This is a genomic window from Caproicibacter fermentans, assembly GCF_009746625.1.
Classification (GTDB): domain Bacteria; phylum Bacillota; class Clostridia; order Oscillospirales; family Acutalibacteraceae; genus Caproicibacter; species Caproicibacter fermentans.
This window is the reverse complement of record NZ_VWXL01000111.1, coordinates 1-14,659: the sequence shown is the minus strand read 5'-3', so window position 1 is coordinate 14,659 and position 14,659 is coordinate 1. Positions and strand designations below refer to the sequence as shown.

The window sequence follows — 14,659 nt, the reverse complement described above, 5'->3', positions numbered from 1 at the left end:
CTTATGAATAAGTGCGGCTATGTCACTATTTTATCTGCAACACAGACTCTAAAATATGCTTTATGCCAGCAGTTTCGGGCATTTCAGGTCACGTTACGTGTTAGTCACTTTCAACTAAAGATTACATTTCTCCGATTTTATTTCCGTTTTCATACATATCATCTGCGGTTGAACCTTGCCCCTCACCGATATCATCAATCCATCCGAATCCCGGTACATAAATTTGGCCGTCCTTTTTTTCGCCGCCCTGCGCCTTACTTTCAGCAGCCGGTTTCTTTTCCGTATCCTCCGGTTTGTATTCCGGCGGCTTTGCTGGGTTTTTGGTGTCCGCATCCTTTGGCAGCTCAGGCTTTGCAGGAGCTTCCGGCTTTACCGGATCGGGCTGGAGTTTTTGCTCCGGCAGATCGGTTTGGGGCGGCAGTGTTTCCGAGCTTTCCGGCTCCGGTGTAGGCTGCGGGGAAACCACAACTTCTTTTTCCTTTGTGTTATTTTGTATATCAGGAGCCACATCCGAAGAACTGACCGGCTCCTGTGAAGAAGCATCCGGCCTTACGGGCTCCTTGGCAAACCGTATTCCGATGGCAATTACCAACGCTATGCAAATCACCGAAGCGCCCGCAATGGCGAGCCTCCTTTTGGTTTTATCACTCATATAAAAAGCCTCCTTTGAAGAAGTGTAAAATGTTACCTTTGTATTTCTCACCATACTACATATTTTTTCGGAAGTCCAGACGATTTCCCGAACAGTTAAAACACCTCGGTGTATCCCGCCTGAACCTTGAGTTTGATCTTCATGGGAGCCAGCTCCTTGCCGCCGAAATACACCGGCACCTCCAAAAGAATCACCGCATCCGCTTCAAAGCGCTGTGCGTTTTTAGGGGAGGACGGAGCCAGCGGCGCATTGCGGATAGTGACATCCAAGCCAGATAGCTTGTATTCCAAAGCATCCCCGGCATATTTCACATGGCTGCCTCCCACAGCTTCTGTGCCGAGAACACCATCCATGTAACCGTAAATATCACCGGTGTTCACACTGTAGGAAAAGGAAGATCCGTCCGGCTGATAGCCTCCGCTGTAGCCCTCCCGCACACCGTGATACACATCGGCATAGTTGTCGTTGACCGTCACGATGATAGCATCCTCCAAGGCCTCCTTTACGCCGGTGGCGATAATATTCAGCCTAAAAAACTCCATCACGCCACACAGGATAATGACAAGCGCCAGCGTAATGGCTACCACCAAGGGGAAGCCGTTCCCGGCCTTACTTTTAAGAACATTTTTTAGCTTGGTCATTTGTGGTACACCTCGCTTTTCCCGGAGGCCTCCGAACGCAGGGTGATAGGGAACGAACCGAACCCGCCGAACATCCCGATGTTCTTGTCCAAGGTCAGGGTGACGGTGATTTCCTGATTCAGCTGGATATTGCCGGTCTTTGACCATGAAATCCGGGGACTCAGCCCTGTCTGCTCGGTAAGAACCGCCGCACGGCGGCTGGTTTCGCTGCCAACCCTGCCGGAGATTTCCGCTTCCCGGCACAGCTCTGTGGCATAGGTGTCCAGCTGATGTTTGGCGATGAACACCGGCAGCACCTGCACCGCCAACGCAATAACCAGCATGGCGCAGAGGACGAGGACACACACATCAATGTAACCCTCGCCACGTTTGGATTTTAAGAGCTTCAGCATAGCTTCACCCCCTGTTCGGGCGAGGCGGAGTCCTGCTCCATCTGCGGAAAATCGCTTAGTATATGCCACACATTGTTGCTGTATTCGGAACTGACGACTTCCTGATTCAAAAGCTCATCAGCCGTCACCACCCTTGAAGGTTCTGAAACACCGGGATGTCCGGTCACGCTCTTTCCCGACAGCAGCTCCCTTGCTGCTTCCGGCGTTAAAAAGACAAACCCGCCCGGTGTCATCATATCAAAGGACGCCTGCGGATACTTGATTAACATTTCCTGTACAATCACAGTTTCACCTCCTTAAAACATCCCACTGAGGGACTTGATAATCTCATAAGCAATAATGGCCAGATAGGTAAAGAGAAAGCACATCAGCATGAGAAAGGAAAACATACGAATTTTCGGCGGTATTTTCTGCGCCTCACCCTTGAGCCTCTGCAGCTCCAGCTGCTTGAAGTCATGCGCCAGCATCTGAAAATACACCGTGCTGTCATCTCCACGCAGCACACCGATGAGGCCTCGCACAACATCCGACAGCATGGGCGAATTGAGCCTTGCCTCAAACCGGGTAAGGGCTGCCTCATAGCTGGAGGATCGCATATCCGCCGCCAGCATGGTCAGCTCCCCGGCAAAGGCTTCTCCGGCGTTTTTCTTGTAGTTTTCTATGATGGCCAGTACATCACGGGAGGCTTTCAGCTCCTGTTCGATGTTGGCAACGAAACGGGGCAGTTCCTTTTCCACCGATGCTCGCTTGGCAGACAGCTTTTCGTCTGCCTTTTTGGTTTCCTTGAAATACACCATAACCGCAAGGAACACCACCACCGGCACCAGCAAGGGAAACACAAAGCCTGCAGGGATCGCCATCAGCAAAATCACGCCGGATTTCACCAGCGCATAGGCCTGATAGACCTCTGGTTCCATGTTCATGCCGGTGGCTTTCAGCACATTTTTGAGCCGATGCCTGCGGTATTCGTCCATGCGAATGAGCTTTGCGAGCTTTACCGCCCATGTCATGAGGTAGGCTTCCATGCTCTTTGCCGCTTTTTTCTCCGACCTTGTGGTGTTCAGCATGGCCTTGGCGGTGCTGAGATACGGCAGGCGCAGCAGATCCAAAAGAAGAAAGAACAGCCCCGCTGCCAAAGTGACTCCGAATAAAAACAGTAATCCCATCGCCATCACCTCCTGTACTCAATGGGCTTAGTGAGCCGAAGCACGCAGGCCGTAGAGATAAAAATCAGAGCGGCGCTGATGGCCAGAATAATCTGACCCAGCGGCGTGTACATCAGCGTGTCATACCAGCTCTTGTTCAGGAGATACATGAGGGGAATGTTGCCGATCACGAAGATGACCATGATAATAAATTCCTTGCGGGGTTCAAAGACGAGGTATTCCAGCTCGCCGTTGACGATCCGCATATCACTGAGCTTGCTGACGATAGGAGTCAGGGTAACTTTCAGGCTGCGGTCATGTTGGCAGTCACACAGAGCATCGCACCATTCCCGGAACACCTCGTTGTCGATTTTGGTGCGCAGCATCTTGATGGCCTCCAGCACATCGGGATCAATGAGCCTCACCCGCAGGACAAAATCCTTGAACACCTGATGCACGGGTGGGTTCAGATAGTTGAGGTTTTCCTCCACAGCGGTGAGGATGTTTTCGCTTCTCAGGTAGGCTGTTGTGACAATGGAAAGCGCCGTTTCCAGCTCGGCGGCGATGTCTTTTTTGAAATGGCTGGCGGTGAGCTGCACATACCAAAAGGGCAGCATCATAAACCCCACAGCCATCACCGGAGCCAAGAAGAAATTGCCCATCACAATGGCGATAGCGGCACCGATGGCAAACAGCAGCAGAGAGCAGGCGCAAATCAGAGAGAAGCGATTGCTCCTGCCGGTCATGGCCAGCACCTCCTGCGCCATCTGGATTTGCCGCTTCAAAAATCCCGGCTTTTGGCGGCGCTGTGCGGCCTTGATTTCATCTCTAATGGATTTCTTTTCTCTGGTGAGAAAGGAAAACAGCCCATCGGTGAATTCCATCGGCTTTAAGCCGAGCAATAGAAAAAAGCCTGTAATCATACCAATACAGGCCAAGAGTTGAATGGTTGTCATACGTGACACCTCCGTTCTTCACTTGATTTGGACGCAGGCGGCAAACTTGCAATTTCACCGTCTGTTCCAGTGTGCGAATTGCCAGCGGCGGCTCGCCGCCCTCCTTTCTTCAGAAGATTGATGCGTTCCTGCGGCATTCCGTTTTCCAGCAGCCGTTTGCACAGGCTGTCGGAGATGGGATTCACCGTTACATGGTGTCCGGTAATGAAAAACTGGTTGTCCTCATAGCGGTTTTCGGTGATTTCGTACCGGAACAGGGTACGGTAATTTCGGCTGTTGTCCGGCAGGATTTCACACTCCATGATTTCCATGAGCCGCCGCTGCTTGTTTTCCAGCTGTTTGCAGAACACGACAATGGGATAGGCTTCTGTGACATAACCCATAAGGGTTTCATCCGACATATCCACGGCTCGCTTGCACAGGGAAACCATGCGGCGGTAGGTGGATTCGCAGGAATTGGAGTGGATGGTGGTGACCACCGCCACGCCGGTTCGGGCTACCTCCTGTGCGGCATTGGCTTCCTCGCCACGCATTTCGCCGACCACGATAATGTCGGGGTTGAAACGCAGGGAGATGTCCACAAGGTCGATCTGCTCAATGCGATACAGCTCGTTCTCGCTGTTTCGGGTGAGGGTATGCACTACGGAATTGGTAACCCTGCCGTCTTTTTCCCGGATGAGAGAAAGCTCCCGGCTGCCGTTTTCAATGGTAAAGATACGCTTGTTGTCAGGGATGGTGGTTAAGAGCCAACCTGCAACAGTGGTCTTGCCGCTGCTGGTAGCTCCGGCAATGCATACCGAAATGCCGTAGCGAATAAACTCAGAGAGCATATCCAGCATTTCTCCGGTTGCCGTGCCGCCGTCTATGAAGTCCTGTTTTTCCATATGATTGGGATTCACAATACGGATGGAGGCGGCAGCGCCGATATTGGCATCCACAATGGGGCTTTTCATGACGGCAATCCGGATATTTTCCGCAAGGGTACCCACCACCAGCGGAGATTGATCATCCAGAATCGTACCGGACACATGAAGCATCCGGCGCAGTACATTAATGCAGTGTTCGGGGCTGTCAAAGTGTTCCGTGAGCTTTTCGCAGCGCCCACCGGCATACTGGATTTCAATATCCCGCCAGCTGTTGATGTCGATTTCTTCGATTCCGTCCGCAAAGATGTACTTGGTGAGAAAGGAGTATTCAGCCATCTCCGTGAACATAGCATCCACCAGCTGCTGCTGTGTCATACCTTTGACCGCCACACGGCTGTCCTGAACAAACTTGGCAATGTAGCGCTTGATGTTGGCCTTGGCTTCAGCGGCATTGCCGTCCGACAACAGCTCGCTGTGCTGACCGGCGATATATTCCTGCACCTGCTGCAGCACACTGTGAAAATCCCCGGTTTCCTGCTCTGGAGTAAAGAATAGATTATGCCTGCTCATACGCCAAACACCTCCTTTGGCACACGCAGCTTTTGCGAAAGCTGCAAGGTTCGCTGCGCTCACGGTGTGCCTCAAAAGGGGGAACCATCCCCCTTTTGGGAACCCCCAGCTCTCCGAGGGAGATTTGGAAACAAAACACTTTTATACTCATACTCCAAATACCTCCCTTGATATTTTTTGAATTTCCTTGCGGAAGCCTCTGCTGTCTTTCAGGGACAAATCGGCGAACAGGTTTCCGGCCAGCACCTGAGCCTCCAGCTCCGGGGAGTGCGGCAGGGTAAACACAGCGCTGCCCAGCACCTGCTCCATGTTCTGGCTGGCTTCGTTGGACTTCACATTGCTAACCGCCTTGTACAGCTTTTCAGAGTCAAAGCCTGCCATCCGCAAATATTCCTGCTGGCTGGACAGATAGCTGACTGATTTCAGGTCGCAGTTTATGAGACGCAGCACCGCATCGGATTCCAGAATAGAGATGGTGGACAACTCGTCAAAATAGATGGCGCTGCCGCAGTCGATGATGATATGGCTGTCCATATCACGCAGCACGCCCATCAGCTCTCGCAGTAACTTTTCGTTCACCGGAGGATAGCAGTTTTCGTTTTCTCCCTTTTGCAGGCCGATGACTGCCAGATGGCTCATGCGCTTATGGGTGTTGCAGTTGTTTTTCACCAAGGACTCCGTGATGGAATTGGCAGCCAGAATGCTGCGGAGGGAATGATCCCCCTCCAGCTCACCGGACGGACAAATGCAGGGAAGCATGGGCGTAGTGCAGTCGCAGAGTAGCAGCACCACATTCTTTTTTCTGTCTGCCAGATATTTGGCCAGCTTGACCGCCACAGTGGTCTTGCCGCAGCCGGGGCTGCCCCAAACCGCCAGCACCTGTGCGATATTTTCCGGTTCTATCTCCGGAGGCTCTATATTTTCTTTGCGGCTGAACAGGCCGCCTTTTTTGAAGTTCAGCATTTACTCAGCCCCGCTTTCTGCCTGTGTATTCGCAGGGGATTCCGGTTGAGTGCTATCCTCGCTTTCCTGAGATTCCGCTTCCTCCGGGTACAGCTGGGAAAGCACCAAGTCCTGCGCCGCGGTAAACTTCACCGTATTTTTCTTATCACCACGGTAAACGAGGGACACATGAAGGGTACCGTCCGCTTCCAGCTCCGCAAGGATTTTGCTCTGCTCCGGTGTAACCAGCAGGGTAACGGTGGCAGGCAGCTCCTTTTCATCCTCAGCTTCGGCTTCTTTCTGCTCTCCTGTGTTTGCATCGTAACCGCTGCCTGCAGTGACGGCAATCACTTCTACATATTGCAGCTCCGGCGGGATCACCGTCATGCCCTGTTTCTTGTAGTCCGGGGCGACGATGGACACGATATCCCCGGAAATCAGCTTGCCCGACAATCCTGCTGCAAAGCTCTTGACCGATACGGAAATGGCCTGCTTTTCGCCGGTCAGGTTGTAGAGATAGGCGTTCTCCGCAGCAGGAGCATCGGCTATTTTGGAGGCGATGATGTAATCTCCCGGCGCTAAATCGGCGGAGGCAAATTTTCCGGTGACGGTATCCATCTGCCTGACAACATCCTCCGGCAGATTGTAACCGCCCACCTCATCGGTCTGCACCATGTCCTTGGTGATGGCCTCTCCGATTTTGATGGGCTTGATCACCCGCACAATCTCGGTTTTCTGGCTGATGCTTTGGTTGAACAGCGGCGTAATCGCAAAGCAGATTAGAAGCGACAGTACGATGCAGATCACGCCGATAACCGTTCTATTCTTAAAAAAGCTCATAGCTTAAGTCCTCCTTTGATTGATAAAAGATGATTACTGCACAGCACATTTTCTGATCTTATATCTGCGGATAACGTGTGGAATGCCGACAGCCACAGCTGCAAGCGGCAGCACCACACACAACAGTTTCAAAACAGTTCGCTTATTTTGATTTCTCATACCATCCATCCTTTCACGAAATGAAATAGGCAAGCAGACAGCCCGCCGATAAAAAGGGCGCAAGGGGGAAGGCTTTTTTCGCTTCCCGCCTTTGCACCCTGCAGACAATCCGATATATGCCCACATAGGTGAGCAGCAGACTGAGTCCGGACATCGCCGCAAGCAGTCCTTGGGGCAGCCCCAACACCAAACCGCAGGCCGCCATCAGCTTGATGTCGCCGCCGCCCATGCCGCCGAAGAACACGGCGGCCAGCAGAAACGGCAGGGCGATAAAAATACCAAGCAGCTTAACCGGCGCAAATCCGATTATGGAAATGAACGCAATCCCAAGACAGAGCCAGTTTGGAACAATGCGTTTTGTCAAGTCCGTTACCGATGCCGCACACAGCAGTAGGGCAAAAATGACCGCCTGCACAGCGGCCAGCTTATCCGGCATAGTTGAACATATCCTTAATGCGCTGAACGAGGGTAGGCAGCACGGTTTTGTCAAAGAGCATATACAGACCGGCCAGTACCAAAGCCCCGATGACCACGGCCATCAAAATCTTAATTGCGGTATCCACAAATCCCTCGGCGTGGTTGTTGGTGAGCGCCATTCTTGCTTTGATTGCCAGCATATTTGCCTTATGGGTTACCTTGCTTATCATTTTTTTCATGGTGTTTTACCTCCAAATTTTTTATTGTAGTTGCGTTACATCCCGCCCATCTGCATGGGCGGCTGGGACTGTTCCGGTGCAGCTTCCTGCGGCTGTACCGGCGCTTGGTTCATGGCTACGGCTTGCTGGTAGCTGTCCAGCACGGTCTTATGGAGCTGTTCCCGGAACTCCTTGGTCACGGGGAAGCAGATTTCCTTGTAGCCGTTTTCCGTTTTGCGGCTGGGCATGGAAACGAAGAGACCGTCACGGCCTCCCTCCACCACCTTGATGCCCCGGATACCGAGGCAGCCGTCCACCGTTGCCGAAGCGTAGGCACGAATGCCGCCGCTGGCTCCGGGCGGGTACATGGAATTAATTTTTACGTCTACATGAGGCATGATATTTTCCTCCTAAAATGAAATAAGCAGCTCATCAGAGCTGCATGGTTTGTGTCTGCGCCGGTGGCGCAAAGCCGATTTTCTGAAAGCCAAAGCGGTCGCAGTAGTAGAAGCTGCTGCTGTTTTCATCGTACAGCTCCAGCACATCCGACATGGACAGGGAATGCCCCACATAGCCGAGAGGATGGGCGGTGTTGAATTTGGTGTACAGCGCCTCCAGATCGTTGGTTTCCACCTCGCCGTCATAGACCGTTTGGTAATCGGACATTTGCGGTTCTCCGAATGATTTGCCGAAATCTTCAAGGCTGATGAAGCGCATCCGGATATCCGATTCCGGCTTTAACTGCCACACACGGCAGCTTTTCAGCAGGGTGAGTTCTTGGGTATCTCTCTGACCGTTCACAAGGCGGTCGTATATGCCGTTCGTCCATTTCACCTCGCCGATATCTTTTTGGCGGCTGAGAAAGGCTTTCAGTTCCTCCGACTCGAAGAGAGGATCAACCACCGCTTTGCCGCCGCTGACATAACCGGCAGGGTTGCCGTAGTACAGAATGATATCTTTTTCCATTCGGATATTTCGCATGAGCTTACCTCCTTTACGTCATAGTCATGCCTCCGTTCCGCGGATTGCGAAAGGCTTCCATTGCTTCCTCCGTGGGATGGAGGAGCCTGCCGTTTTCCATTTCCAGCACACAGAAGTCATCCCGGTCGCAGAGCATGATGCGGTGCTGGTAGGGCTTCTGCATTTCCACATATTCCAGCGCTTCCTGCTCGGTGCAAAGCCACACACCGGAGGCATATCGGCCATCGGCGAGAAAGCTGTAGCCGCTGTATTTCGGCTCATGATTCTTTAAATCCATTGCTCCCACCGGCCTGATTTGGGAGAGCTGCAGCTTGGCGCTGTCCGGCAGATGCTCCGGCTTCAGGATGCCGATGACCTCGCTGCGTTTTTTCAGGGCAAACTCCCCGGTACGCAGAGATACCAAAAAGACAGCGGAGCCACTTGGATTGACACCGGCTCCATTTCCGCAGAGGCAGAAGTACAACTGTCTTTCCGGAGTATCCTGATCCAATACGACAACTTTCCCCTGAATACTGCAGGCTAAGCCCGTTGCCGAACAGTCTGATTCCGTATATATCGATTTTCGCTCCATCCATCAGCCCTCCTTTTTCTGCTGCAGCAGGGCGGTCAGGTCGGAAATGAGGGAGAGTCTCGTATTGTCCGGCATGGTCTTAAACGCTGCACGGACATAGGCCTCCACCGCCTCCGGGGACTGGTCGCCGATTTCGATGATATCCACCTTTTGGACGCTGACTCTGCCATTGGCAAGTTCAAGCCGCACAATGTCGCCGTAATCCATGCCGCTGGCGGTGCGCAGCTCCTTGGGAATCAGCACCCGGCCTTTGCCGTCCATTAGCTTGTAGATGGGTCTATTCTTCATCTTCCGCACCTCCCTCCAACACACAACGGATGGTGTCATGGCTCACGCCAATACTGTCGAACAGCTCCATGAGCTGGGGCGGCAGCTGCTTCACGGGATCGGCACTTTCGATGATGATGGCACCGTCCTCGCAGCGGATATCCAGATCGTCATCCAACGGAATCCCCGCCGCCTCCAAAAGTGCATGAGGCACCGATAGCTCTGCGGATTCCGGTGCTTCCACCGGCTCATTCACATGGTCGATGCCGTCCTTGGTGAGAAAGAATTCCCCATAGCTGTTGATCTGTTTCACCGGATGATGAGACAGATACGCCAGATGCACGGTATCACCGGCAGTGACGCACATGGTGTCCAGTACACCGGGTGGCAGGATGATGCTGCCGTTATCGGCAATTTGGCCTTTCGTTTCAATGATTTTCATAGTGCAAACCTCCCTTTTACATCCCCATCTGCGGGGCATTGATTTGTTGTTCCTCTGCCGATTTCAGCTCCGACACAAAGGTGCGAAGCTCATCCCCGGTCAGAGAGATGTTGGCGATCTCCATTTCTTTGAGGAAATATGCGGCCTGCTTGTACTCGCCAGCCAGCTTCTGCATTCCCTTGGCATTGTGGTAGCCGCTGCTGATGCGGGTATAGCCCTTGAAAATGCAATCATAGCCGCCTGTTTTCTCATTTTGCTGCACGGTCAGATACAGCCCCACATTGGCTTTATCCCCGCAGCGCAGATACAGGTCATCGTGAACATTGCCCACCACAAACTGATAGGCACCGCTGCTTTCTTCTTCAATCAGGGCTTTTGCCCATCGGATTTTTTCAAGTCCGGTCATTCTTCGTATTCACCTCCAAAATCAAATATATTTAATTGGAACGTATCCTTTTCCCGCTCCTTGGGATCGTAGTTGGTAATAATCACCTCCGGGTATTCGCAGCCGCCCTCATACCGCTGCGCCAGATTGCTCAGGCGGGTGACCGGGGTGATGGTGTACTCCTGATACAGCTCCCGGATAAATTCGCAGTCGTTATAGCTGACCATCCATTTGCCCCTGCAGCCTGCCAGCGCATTCCGGAGCCGCTGATGGTCGGTTTTGAGGAACTCCACCGCATAGTGACCCTCGGTCATGTAATACGGCGGATCGCAATAAAAAAAGGCATCGTCCCGGTCGTACTGCCGGATCAATGCCTCGAAGTCTTTATTTTCCACAACCGTATTAGCAAGCCGCCTTGATGCCTCCCATATCACGGCGAACACCTTTCGGATGTCAAAGGGCTGACAGCCGTAGGAGGTGCAGCCGCTGCCATAGCTGTAACGGATGAGCTTGAAGAAGGCGGCAGCCCTCCACACATCGCTTGGCTCAGCCTGCTCCAGCAGGATAGCTCTCAATTCCTCAAACTCAGGCGGCGGGAGGTTCTGCTGCGCCAGTTCCAGTTCTTCTTTCAGATATTCCGTATCGAATTCATCCTTTTCAAAGAAGCGGCGCAGGACATTAAATTCATGGCGGGAGTTGAGTGGCAGGAAGCCCAGCTGCTTGAGAAATGCCAGTGTTCTGTTTTTCACACAGTAGAACAGGTTGGTCAGGTTACCATTAAAGTCATTGTAGACCTCCATTCCTTTGCAGTCCGGCGGTCTGCCGAATAAAACCCAACCCCCGCCGCCAAAGACTTCAATGTATCTGCCGAAGTCCTTGGGGAAGAGCCGGTATATGATATTGCGGAGGGCTTTCTTGCCGCCCACCCAGCTGATAAAGCTATTGATATTCCATCACCTCCCTCTGGAAAGAAAAAGAGTCCATGCTCACTACATTTTCAGTGACATCGACTCGTCTGGATTATGGTACTCATATTCGCCGGTTTTCTCGTTGTACAGGTAGCCCTCATCGGCCAGATCCACATCGTGAACCTCAGCCGCCATCTCCATCGCTTCCTTGGAGCCACCGGGAGGGATGTCGCAGAACATTTCTTCACCATCTTCGTACTCCAAATGCCCGACATTATATCCGAAGTCCTCGTCAGCCCATTTGTGTTCAAAGGATAGATCAGGATATTTTGCTGCCAGTGCAGCAATGACACTTTCCGGACGGCTCCATGCGGTCTGGAACTCGATATGCTCACCGTCAAAATCCTGCGGGGTATATGCGCCATCGTAGCCATAGCTGTTCCACTTGGTTCCCCAATTGGAAATCGACCAGTCGTACCAGTTTTCTTTGCCGTACTTCTCACGTTCGGCCATACCAAGGTTGCCACGGAAGATATGCGCAGGCATCGGAATGACCTTGTTGAAGTCAATGCTGCCGAGGCCGATCTTATCATCTTTGATATCCTCGAACATCGCCTTGACCTTTTCCGGATCGCCGGATACTCTTACAATATTGGTTACATGATTTGGCATTACTGCATTCCTCCCATCGTCATGCCGAAGCCGAAGGACTGGCAGGCTTTCAGCTCATCCTCCGGCTTGATAAAGAAGCGGTCGCTGCTATCCCAAAAGCTGAGATACAGCTCACCGTCATCTACCTTGATTTCCCTTTGTTCCAGCCCCTCGCCCCAACCGTCAGAAAATTGTGAAGAAAGCCATTCTGTCAACTCCACAAGCTCTGGAGCAGAAAGCGAACCGTGAGTTTGCACCTCGGTCACACACCACAGCTCACCGTTCCATTCCTCTACTGAGGGATTGATGCTGTACACCTTTTGGCTGAGATCATCATCAAGGTAAACGGCGAGGCCACGCTCACCCTCGCTGGTCAGCTTTTCTTTCTGAATGAGGGCAAGGATTTTGTCCTCATATTCTAAAATCTCACCGGCCGATAAATCCTCCCGATAATCGTCAAGATCGCCCCATTCGTTTTTTCTGTAGATATGGGGGAAGAGGGGGCTGAAGAGCCGCAGGGGTTGCAGTTCATTTTTCATGGTGCATCCATCCTTTCATTTTGTTTTTGAGCAACAAAAAAAGCGGCTGTGTTTTCAGTTACGAAGAACACAGCCGCTTCAAAATTGCCCTGTAGGGTATTGGCTTTATTAAATTGTTTACCGGACTGATTCCGGCCAAAAATGAGAAACACCCCGCTTTCTTGTTAAAAAGCGAGGTGCATCTATGAAAAACGAGGGTCTTGAATTTTTCATTCAAAACCCTCGTCAGGCCGCATAAACACTGGCTTTTTCAGCCCTGTATCTATTTTGACCTAATCTTCTGGTCGAGGTGACAGGACTTGAACCTGCGACATCCTGCTCCCAAAGCAGGCGCGCTACCAACTGCGCTACACCTCGAAAATAATACAGCTTTCCTATTATAAGAGAAATAGTATGCAATGTCAAGAAAACTGCACCGGAATAGAATCAGGAATTTATAATTTTTTTAATGGTATTTGTGTTATAATGAATCATAAAAGGATTTGAAAGGACGGGAGAGAAAATTGAAACTCGGAAGATTTGATCGAAAATTAACTGCGGCTCTGCTTGCCTTTGCTTTGTCGATTCAACTTAGCGGGTGCGCGGGTTCGAATCTATTATCGGCCGCCGATCCTTCGTCGTCCCCGGCGCCGCTGTCATCCGCCGCATCCGCCGACTCCCAGCAGGAGAAGCCGAGATTGCCCGCGGTCTCTTCCTCTGTTTCAAAGCCGTCCTCTTCCGTCTCTTCTGCGGTTCAGTCTTCGGCCCCGCGAAAGGCAAAATCGGAATCGGAGGTCCAGACTCCCCAAAAAGTTCCGGAATCAAAAGCTTCGCAGACGGTGAAACGGCTGAGTATACAAAATGCCGCGTCAAACGGTTTTACCGCGGTATCTCAAAGCGGCGGGTATCAGGCGCTGAAGACGGAATCGGAAAGAACCCTCTACAAATTAATCGAAAACAGCGTATATCAGGTTGCGGTTTCAAAAACCTATCAAAATTACGCCCCGACCGGTCAGATTTCAATTCCCGGGAAGCTGACGGAAGCGGAAATTCGCCTGACAACGACAGCCTATCTGGATGACCATCCTCAGGTTTTCTGGGTCGCGAACGCTTATTCTTACGGATACCGGAACGACCAGACGATTTTGCAGCTTTATTCGGAGCTGACGCAGAGCGAGTGCAGCGCGGCTGTTCTGGCTTTTAACGGAAAGGTGCAGTCCATCCTCCAGTCTATGCCGTCCGGGCTCGGCGAGTTCGACCGCGAGGAATATTTATTTGATTACATAACGAAGGCCTGTTCTTACGATGATTCCGCCGTTACAAATAAGAATTGGAAATCCTATACGGCATACGGGGCGTTGATCGACGGAAAAGCGGTGTGCGAAGGATACTCCAGGGCGATGCTGCTGCTCGGCGGATACGCGGGCCTTTCCGGCGTGCTGATCCGCGGGACAGGCGAGGGAGTCGCCCACATGTGGAACGGTTTTAAGATTGACGGTAATTGGTATCACGTTGACCTAACCTGGTGCGACAATACAAATACGGTATATAACTACTTTAATATAGATGATAAGACGCTGAAGCTGACGCATGTCATCGCACCGGTCGCTTCGTCGCTGACGGAAGCGCAAATCTGCAGCGCCAACGCGGTCTACAATATGACGCTCCCGGTCTGCGGCTCCACGCAGGACAACTATTTCAGAAAAAAAGGAATCGTCATTTCCACTCTGGACGGATCTGAAGACGACGCGGTCGTTTCATCCGTTGCGGCGCAGATGAAGCAGAAAAAAACAACGATTGCTTTTTTGGTTACCGCCGCCGGCTACGATGCGACGATTAAGGGCCTTACCACGGCGAAACCGTATAAAATGGCAGCCTATTTGCAGGAAGCAGCTTCCGCGGCGGGCGTGACTTTGAACCTAAAAAATGTTTCTTATGTGACAGATCAGGCTGACTTGGGGCTGAATGTCTTTGTTTCCTATCGGTAATGATATAATTTGAGGCAAAAACAGAAAACCCAAAAAAAATGAAAAAAAGGGTTGACAATAGGGGTGGGTTTTGGTATTATAGTGAAGCGCCTTACGGAAAGGGCGCTGCGGAAGAGGGTCTGCAAGGGCCGGAAAACCGCATGGGACCTT

General features: G+C 51.9%; 21 protein-coding genes and 1 tRNA gene. 1 reads left to right on the top strand and 21 read right to left on the bottom strand.

All coding sequences use genetic code 11. The features are described 5' to 3' along the window. Window positions 1–121 precede the first annotated feature (121 nt). The 21 genes from CAFE_RS19590 to CAFE_RS19490 form a co-directional block, all read right to left on the bottom strand. Complete coding sequence (locus CAFE_RS19590; RefSeq protein ID WP_156991533.1) at window positions 122–652, bottom strand: DUF6550 family protein; 531 nt, start codon at window positions 650–652, stop codon at window positions 122–124. Window positions 653–747: 95 nt separating this feature from the next. After that, window positions 748–1,293: a hypothetical protein gene (locus CAFE_RS19585; protein ID WP_156991532.1), complete on the bottom strand. Its 546-nt coding sequence runs from the start codon at window positions 1,291–1,293 to the stop codon at window positions 748–750. Further along, complete coding sequence (locus CAFE_RS19580; RefSeq protein WP_156991531.1) at window positions 1,290–1,685, bottom strand: DUF4320 family protein; 396 nt, start codon at window positions 1,683–1,685, stop codon at window positions 1,290–1,292. The genes CAFE_RS19585 and CAFE_RS19580 overlap by 4 nt, the downstream gene beginning before the upstream one ends. Beyond that, window positions 1,679–1,969: a hypothetical protein gene (locus CAFE_RS19575; protein WP_156991530.1), complete on the bottom strand. Its 291-nt coding sequence runs from the start codon at window positions 1,967–1,969 to the stop codon at window positions 1,679–1,681. The genes CAFE_RS19580 and CAFE_RS19575 overlap by 7 nt, the downstream gene beginning before the upstream one ends. Window positions 1,970–1,981: 12 nt before the next feature. After that, a complete protein-coding gene (locus CAFE_RS19570) occupies window positions 1,982–2,851 on the bottom strand; it encodes a secretion protein F (RefSeq protein ID WP_156991529.1) in 870 nt (289 codons plus the stop codon). Window positions 2,852–2,856: 5 nt separating this feature from the next. Next, window positions 2,857–3,786 carry a type II secretion system F family protein gene (locus tag CAFE_RS19565; RefSeq protein WP_156991528.1) on the bottom strand — a complete coding sequence of 310 codons (930 nt, stop codon included), beginning with the start codon at window positions 3,784–3,786 and terminating at the stop codon, window positions 2,857–2,859. Further along, window positions 3,783–5,222 carry a CpaF/VirB11 family protein gene (locus CAFE_RS19560; protein ID WP_233452890.1) on the bottom strand — a complete coding sequence of 480 codons (1,440 nt, stop codon included), beginning with the start codon at window positions 5,220–5,222 and terminating at the stop codon, window positions 3,783–3,785. The genes CAFE_RS19565 and CAFE_RS19560 overlap by 4 nt, the downstream gene beginning before the upstream one ends. 147 nt (window positions 5,223–5,369) lie before the next feature. Further along, on the bottom strand, window positions 5,370–6,185 hold the full coding sequence (locus CAFE_RS19555) for an AAA family ATPase (RefSeq protein ID WP_156991527.1): 816 nt from the start codon (window positions 6,183–6,185) through the stop codon (window positions 5,370–5,372). Then, on the bottom strand, window positions 6,186–7,004 hold the full coding sequence (gene cpaB, locus CAFE_RS19550) for a Flp pilus assembly protein CpaB (protein WP_156991526.1): 819 nt from the start codon (window positions 7,002–7,004) through the stop codon (window positions 6,186–6,188). It lies immediately after the preceding gene. Window positions 7,005–7,176: 172 nt separating this feature from the next. After that, on the bottom strand, window positions 7,177–7,599 hold the full coding sequence (locus CAFE_RS19545; protein WP_156991525.1) for a prepilin peptidase: 423 nt from the start codon (window positions 7,597–7,599) through the stop codon (window positions 7,177–7,179). Further along, on the bottom strand, window positions 7,589–7,819 hold the full coding sequence (locus CAFE_RS19540; RefSeq protein WP_156991524.1) for a DUF6133 family protein: 231 nt from the start codon (window positions 7,817–7,819) through the stop codon (window positions 7,589–7,591). Before CAFE_RS19540 ends, CAFE_RS19545 begins: the two co-directional genes overlap by 11 nt. 35 nt (window positions 7,820–7,854) lie before the next feature. Further along, a complete protein-coding gene (locus CAFE_RS19535; RefSeq protein ID WP_156991523.1) occupies window positions 7,855–8,196 on the bottom strand; it encodes a SpoVG family protein in 342 nt (113 codons plus the stop codon). A 34-nt stretch (window positions 8,197–8,230) separates the two neighbouring features. Further along, on the bottom strand, window positions 8,231–8,779 hold the full coding sequence (locus tag CAFE_RS19530) for a YodL domain-containing protein (protein WP_156991522.1): 549 nt from the start codon (window positions 8,777–8,779) through the stop codon (window positions 8,231–8,233). 13 nt (window positions 8,780–8,792) lie between these two features. Then, a complete protein-coding gene (locus CAFE_RS19525; RefSeq protein ID WP_156991521.1) occupies window positions 8,793–9,350 on the bottom strand; it encodes a hypothetical protein in 558 nt (185 codons plus the stop codon). A gap of 3 nt (window positions 9,351–9,353) precedes the next feature. After that, window positions 9,354–9,638 (bottom strand): AbrB/MazE/SpoVT family DNA-binding domain-containing protein, encoded by a 285-nt coding sequence (locus CAFE_RS19520; protein ID WP_156991520.1) that lies wholly within the window; start codon window positions 9,636–9,638, stop codon window positions 9,354–9,356. Further along, complete coding sequence (locus CAFE_RS19515; RefSeq protein ID WP_156991519.1) at window positions 9,628–10,059, bottom strand: AbrB/MazE/SpoVT family DNA-binding domain-containing protein; 432 nt, start codon at window positions 10,057–10,059, stop codon at window positions 9,628–9,630. The genes CAFE_RS19520 and CAFE_RS19515 overlap by 11 nt, the downstream gene beginning before the upstream one ends. A 16-nt stretch (window positions 10,060–10,075) precedes the next feature. Beyond that, window positions 10,076–10,465 (bottom strand): hypothetical protein, encoded by a 390-nt coding sequence (locus tag CAFE_RS19510; protein ID WP_156991518.1) that lies wholly within the window; start codon window positions 10,463–10,465, stop codon window positions 10,076–10,078. Continuing rightward, window positions 10,462–11,391 (bottom strand): DNA adenine methylase, encoded by a 930-nt coding sequence (locus tag CAFE_RS19505; protein ID WP_413814452.1) that lies wholly within the window; start codon window positions 11,389–11,391, stop codon window positions 10,462–10,464. The genes CAFE_RS19510 and CAFE_RS19505 overlap by 4 nt, the downstream gene beginning before the upstream one ends. A gap of 42 nt (window positions 11,392–11,433) precedes the next feature. Next, entirely contained in the window at window positions 11,434–12,024 is a 591-nt protein-coding gene (locus tag CAFE_RS19500; RefSeq protein WP_156991517.1) for a DUF1281 family ferredoxin-like fold protein, read from the bottom strand. Beyond that, window positions 12,024–12,542, bottom strand: coding sequence for a hypothetical protein (locus CAFE_RS19495; protein WP_156991516.1), 519 nt, complete (start codon window positions 12,540–12,542; stop codon window positions 12,024–12,026). Before CAFE_RS19495 ends, CAFE_RS19500 begins: the two co-directional genes overlap by 1 nt. Window positions 12,543–12,823: 281 nt before the next feature. Continuing rightward, window positions 12,824–12,899, bottom strand: a tRNA-Pro gene (locus CAFE_RS19490). 146 nt (window positions 12,900–13,045) lie between these two features. On the opposite strand from CAFE_RS19490, the gene CAFE_RS19485 reads away from it, so the two are divergent. Beyond that, window positions 13,046–14,509: a transglutaminase domain-containing protein gene (locus CAFE_RS19485; protein WP_156991515.1), complete on the top strand. Its 1,464-nt coding sequence runs from the start codon at window positions 13,046–13,048 to the stop codon at window positions 14,507–14,509. Window positions 14,510–14,659: the final 150 nt, after the last annotated feature.

Coding starts and splice junctions, on each gene's coding strand:
- CAFE_RS19590 (WP_156991533.1), bottom strand. CDS start 652: ATGAGTGATAAAACCAAAAGGAGGCTCGCCATTGCGGGCGCTTCGGTG.
- CAFE_RS19585 (WP_156991532.1), bottom strand. CDS start 1,293: ATGACCAAGCTAAAAAATGTTCTTAAAAGTAAGGCCGGGAACGGCTTC.
- CAFE_RS19580 (WP_156991531.1), bottom strand. CDS start 1,685: ATGCTGAAGCTCTTAAAATCCAAACGTGGCGAGGGTTACATTGATGTG.
- CAFE_RS19570 (WP_156991529.1), bottom strand. CDS start 2,851: ATGGGATTACTGTTTTTATTCGGAGTCACTTTGGCAGCGGGGCTGTTC.
- CAFE_RS19565 (WP_156991528.1), bottom strand. CDS start 3,786: ATGACAACCATTCAACTCTTGGCCTGTATTGGTATGATTACAGGCTTT.
- CAFE_RS19560 (WP_233452890.1), bottom strand. CDS start 5,222: ATGAGCAGGCATAATCTATTCTTTACTCCAGAGCAGGAAACCGGGGAT.
- CAFE_RS19555 (WP_156991527.1), bottom strand. CDS start 6,185: ATGCTGAACTTCAAAAAAGGCGGCCTGTTCAGCCGCAAAGAAAATATA.
- cpaB (WP_156991526.1), bottom strand. CDS start 7,004: ATGAGCTTTTTTAAGAATAGAACGGTTATCGGCGTGATCTGCATCGTA.
- CAFE_RS19545 (WP_156991525.1), bottom strand. CDS start 7,599: ATGCCGGATAAGCTGGCCGCTGTGCAGGCGGTCATTTTTGCCCTACTG.
- CAFE_RS19540 (WP_156991524.1), bottom strand. CDS start 7,819: ATGAAAAAAATGATAAGCAAGGTAACCCATAAGGCAAATATGCTGGCA.
- CAFE_RS19535 (WP_156991523.1), bottom strand. CDS start 8,196: ATGCCTCATGTAGACGTAAAAATTAATTCCATGTACCCGCCCGGAGCC.
- CAFE_RS19530 (WP_156991522.1), bottom strand. CDS start 8,779: ATGCGAAATATCCGAATGGAAAAAGATATCATTCTGTACTACGGCAAC.
- CAFE_RS19525 (WP_156991521.1), bottom strand. CDS start 9,350: ATGGAGCGAAAATCGATATATACGGAATCAGACTGTTCGGCAACGGGC.
- CAFE_RS19520 (WP_156991520.1), bottom strand. CDS start 9,638: ATGAAGAATAGACCCATCTACAAGCTAATGGACGGCAAAGGCCGGGTG.
- CAFE_RS19515 (WP_156991519.1), bottom strand. CDS start 10,059: ATGAAAATCATTGAAACGAAAGGCCAAATTGCCGATAACGGCAGCATC.
- CAFE_RS19510 (WP_156991518.1), bottom strand. CDS start 10,465: ATGACCGGACTTGAAAAAATCCGATGGGCAAAAGCCCTGATTGAAGAA.
- CAFE_RS19500 (WP_156991517.1), bottom strand. CDS start 12,024: ATGCCAAATCATGTAACCAATATTGTAAGAGTATCCGGCGATCCGGAA.
- CAFE_RS19495 (WP_156991516.1), bottom strand. CDS start 12,542: ATGAAAAATGAACTGCAACCCCTGCGGCTCTTCAGCCCCCTCTTCCCC.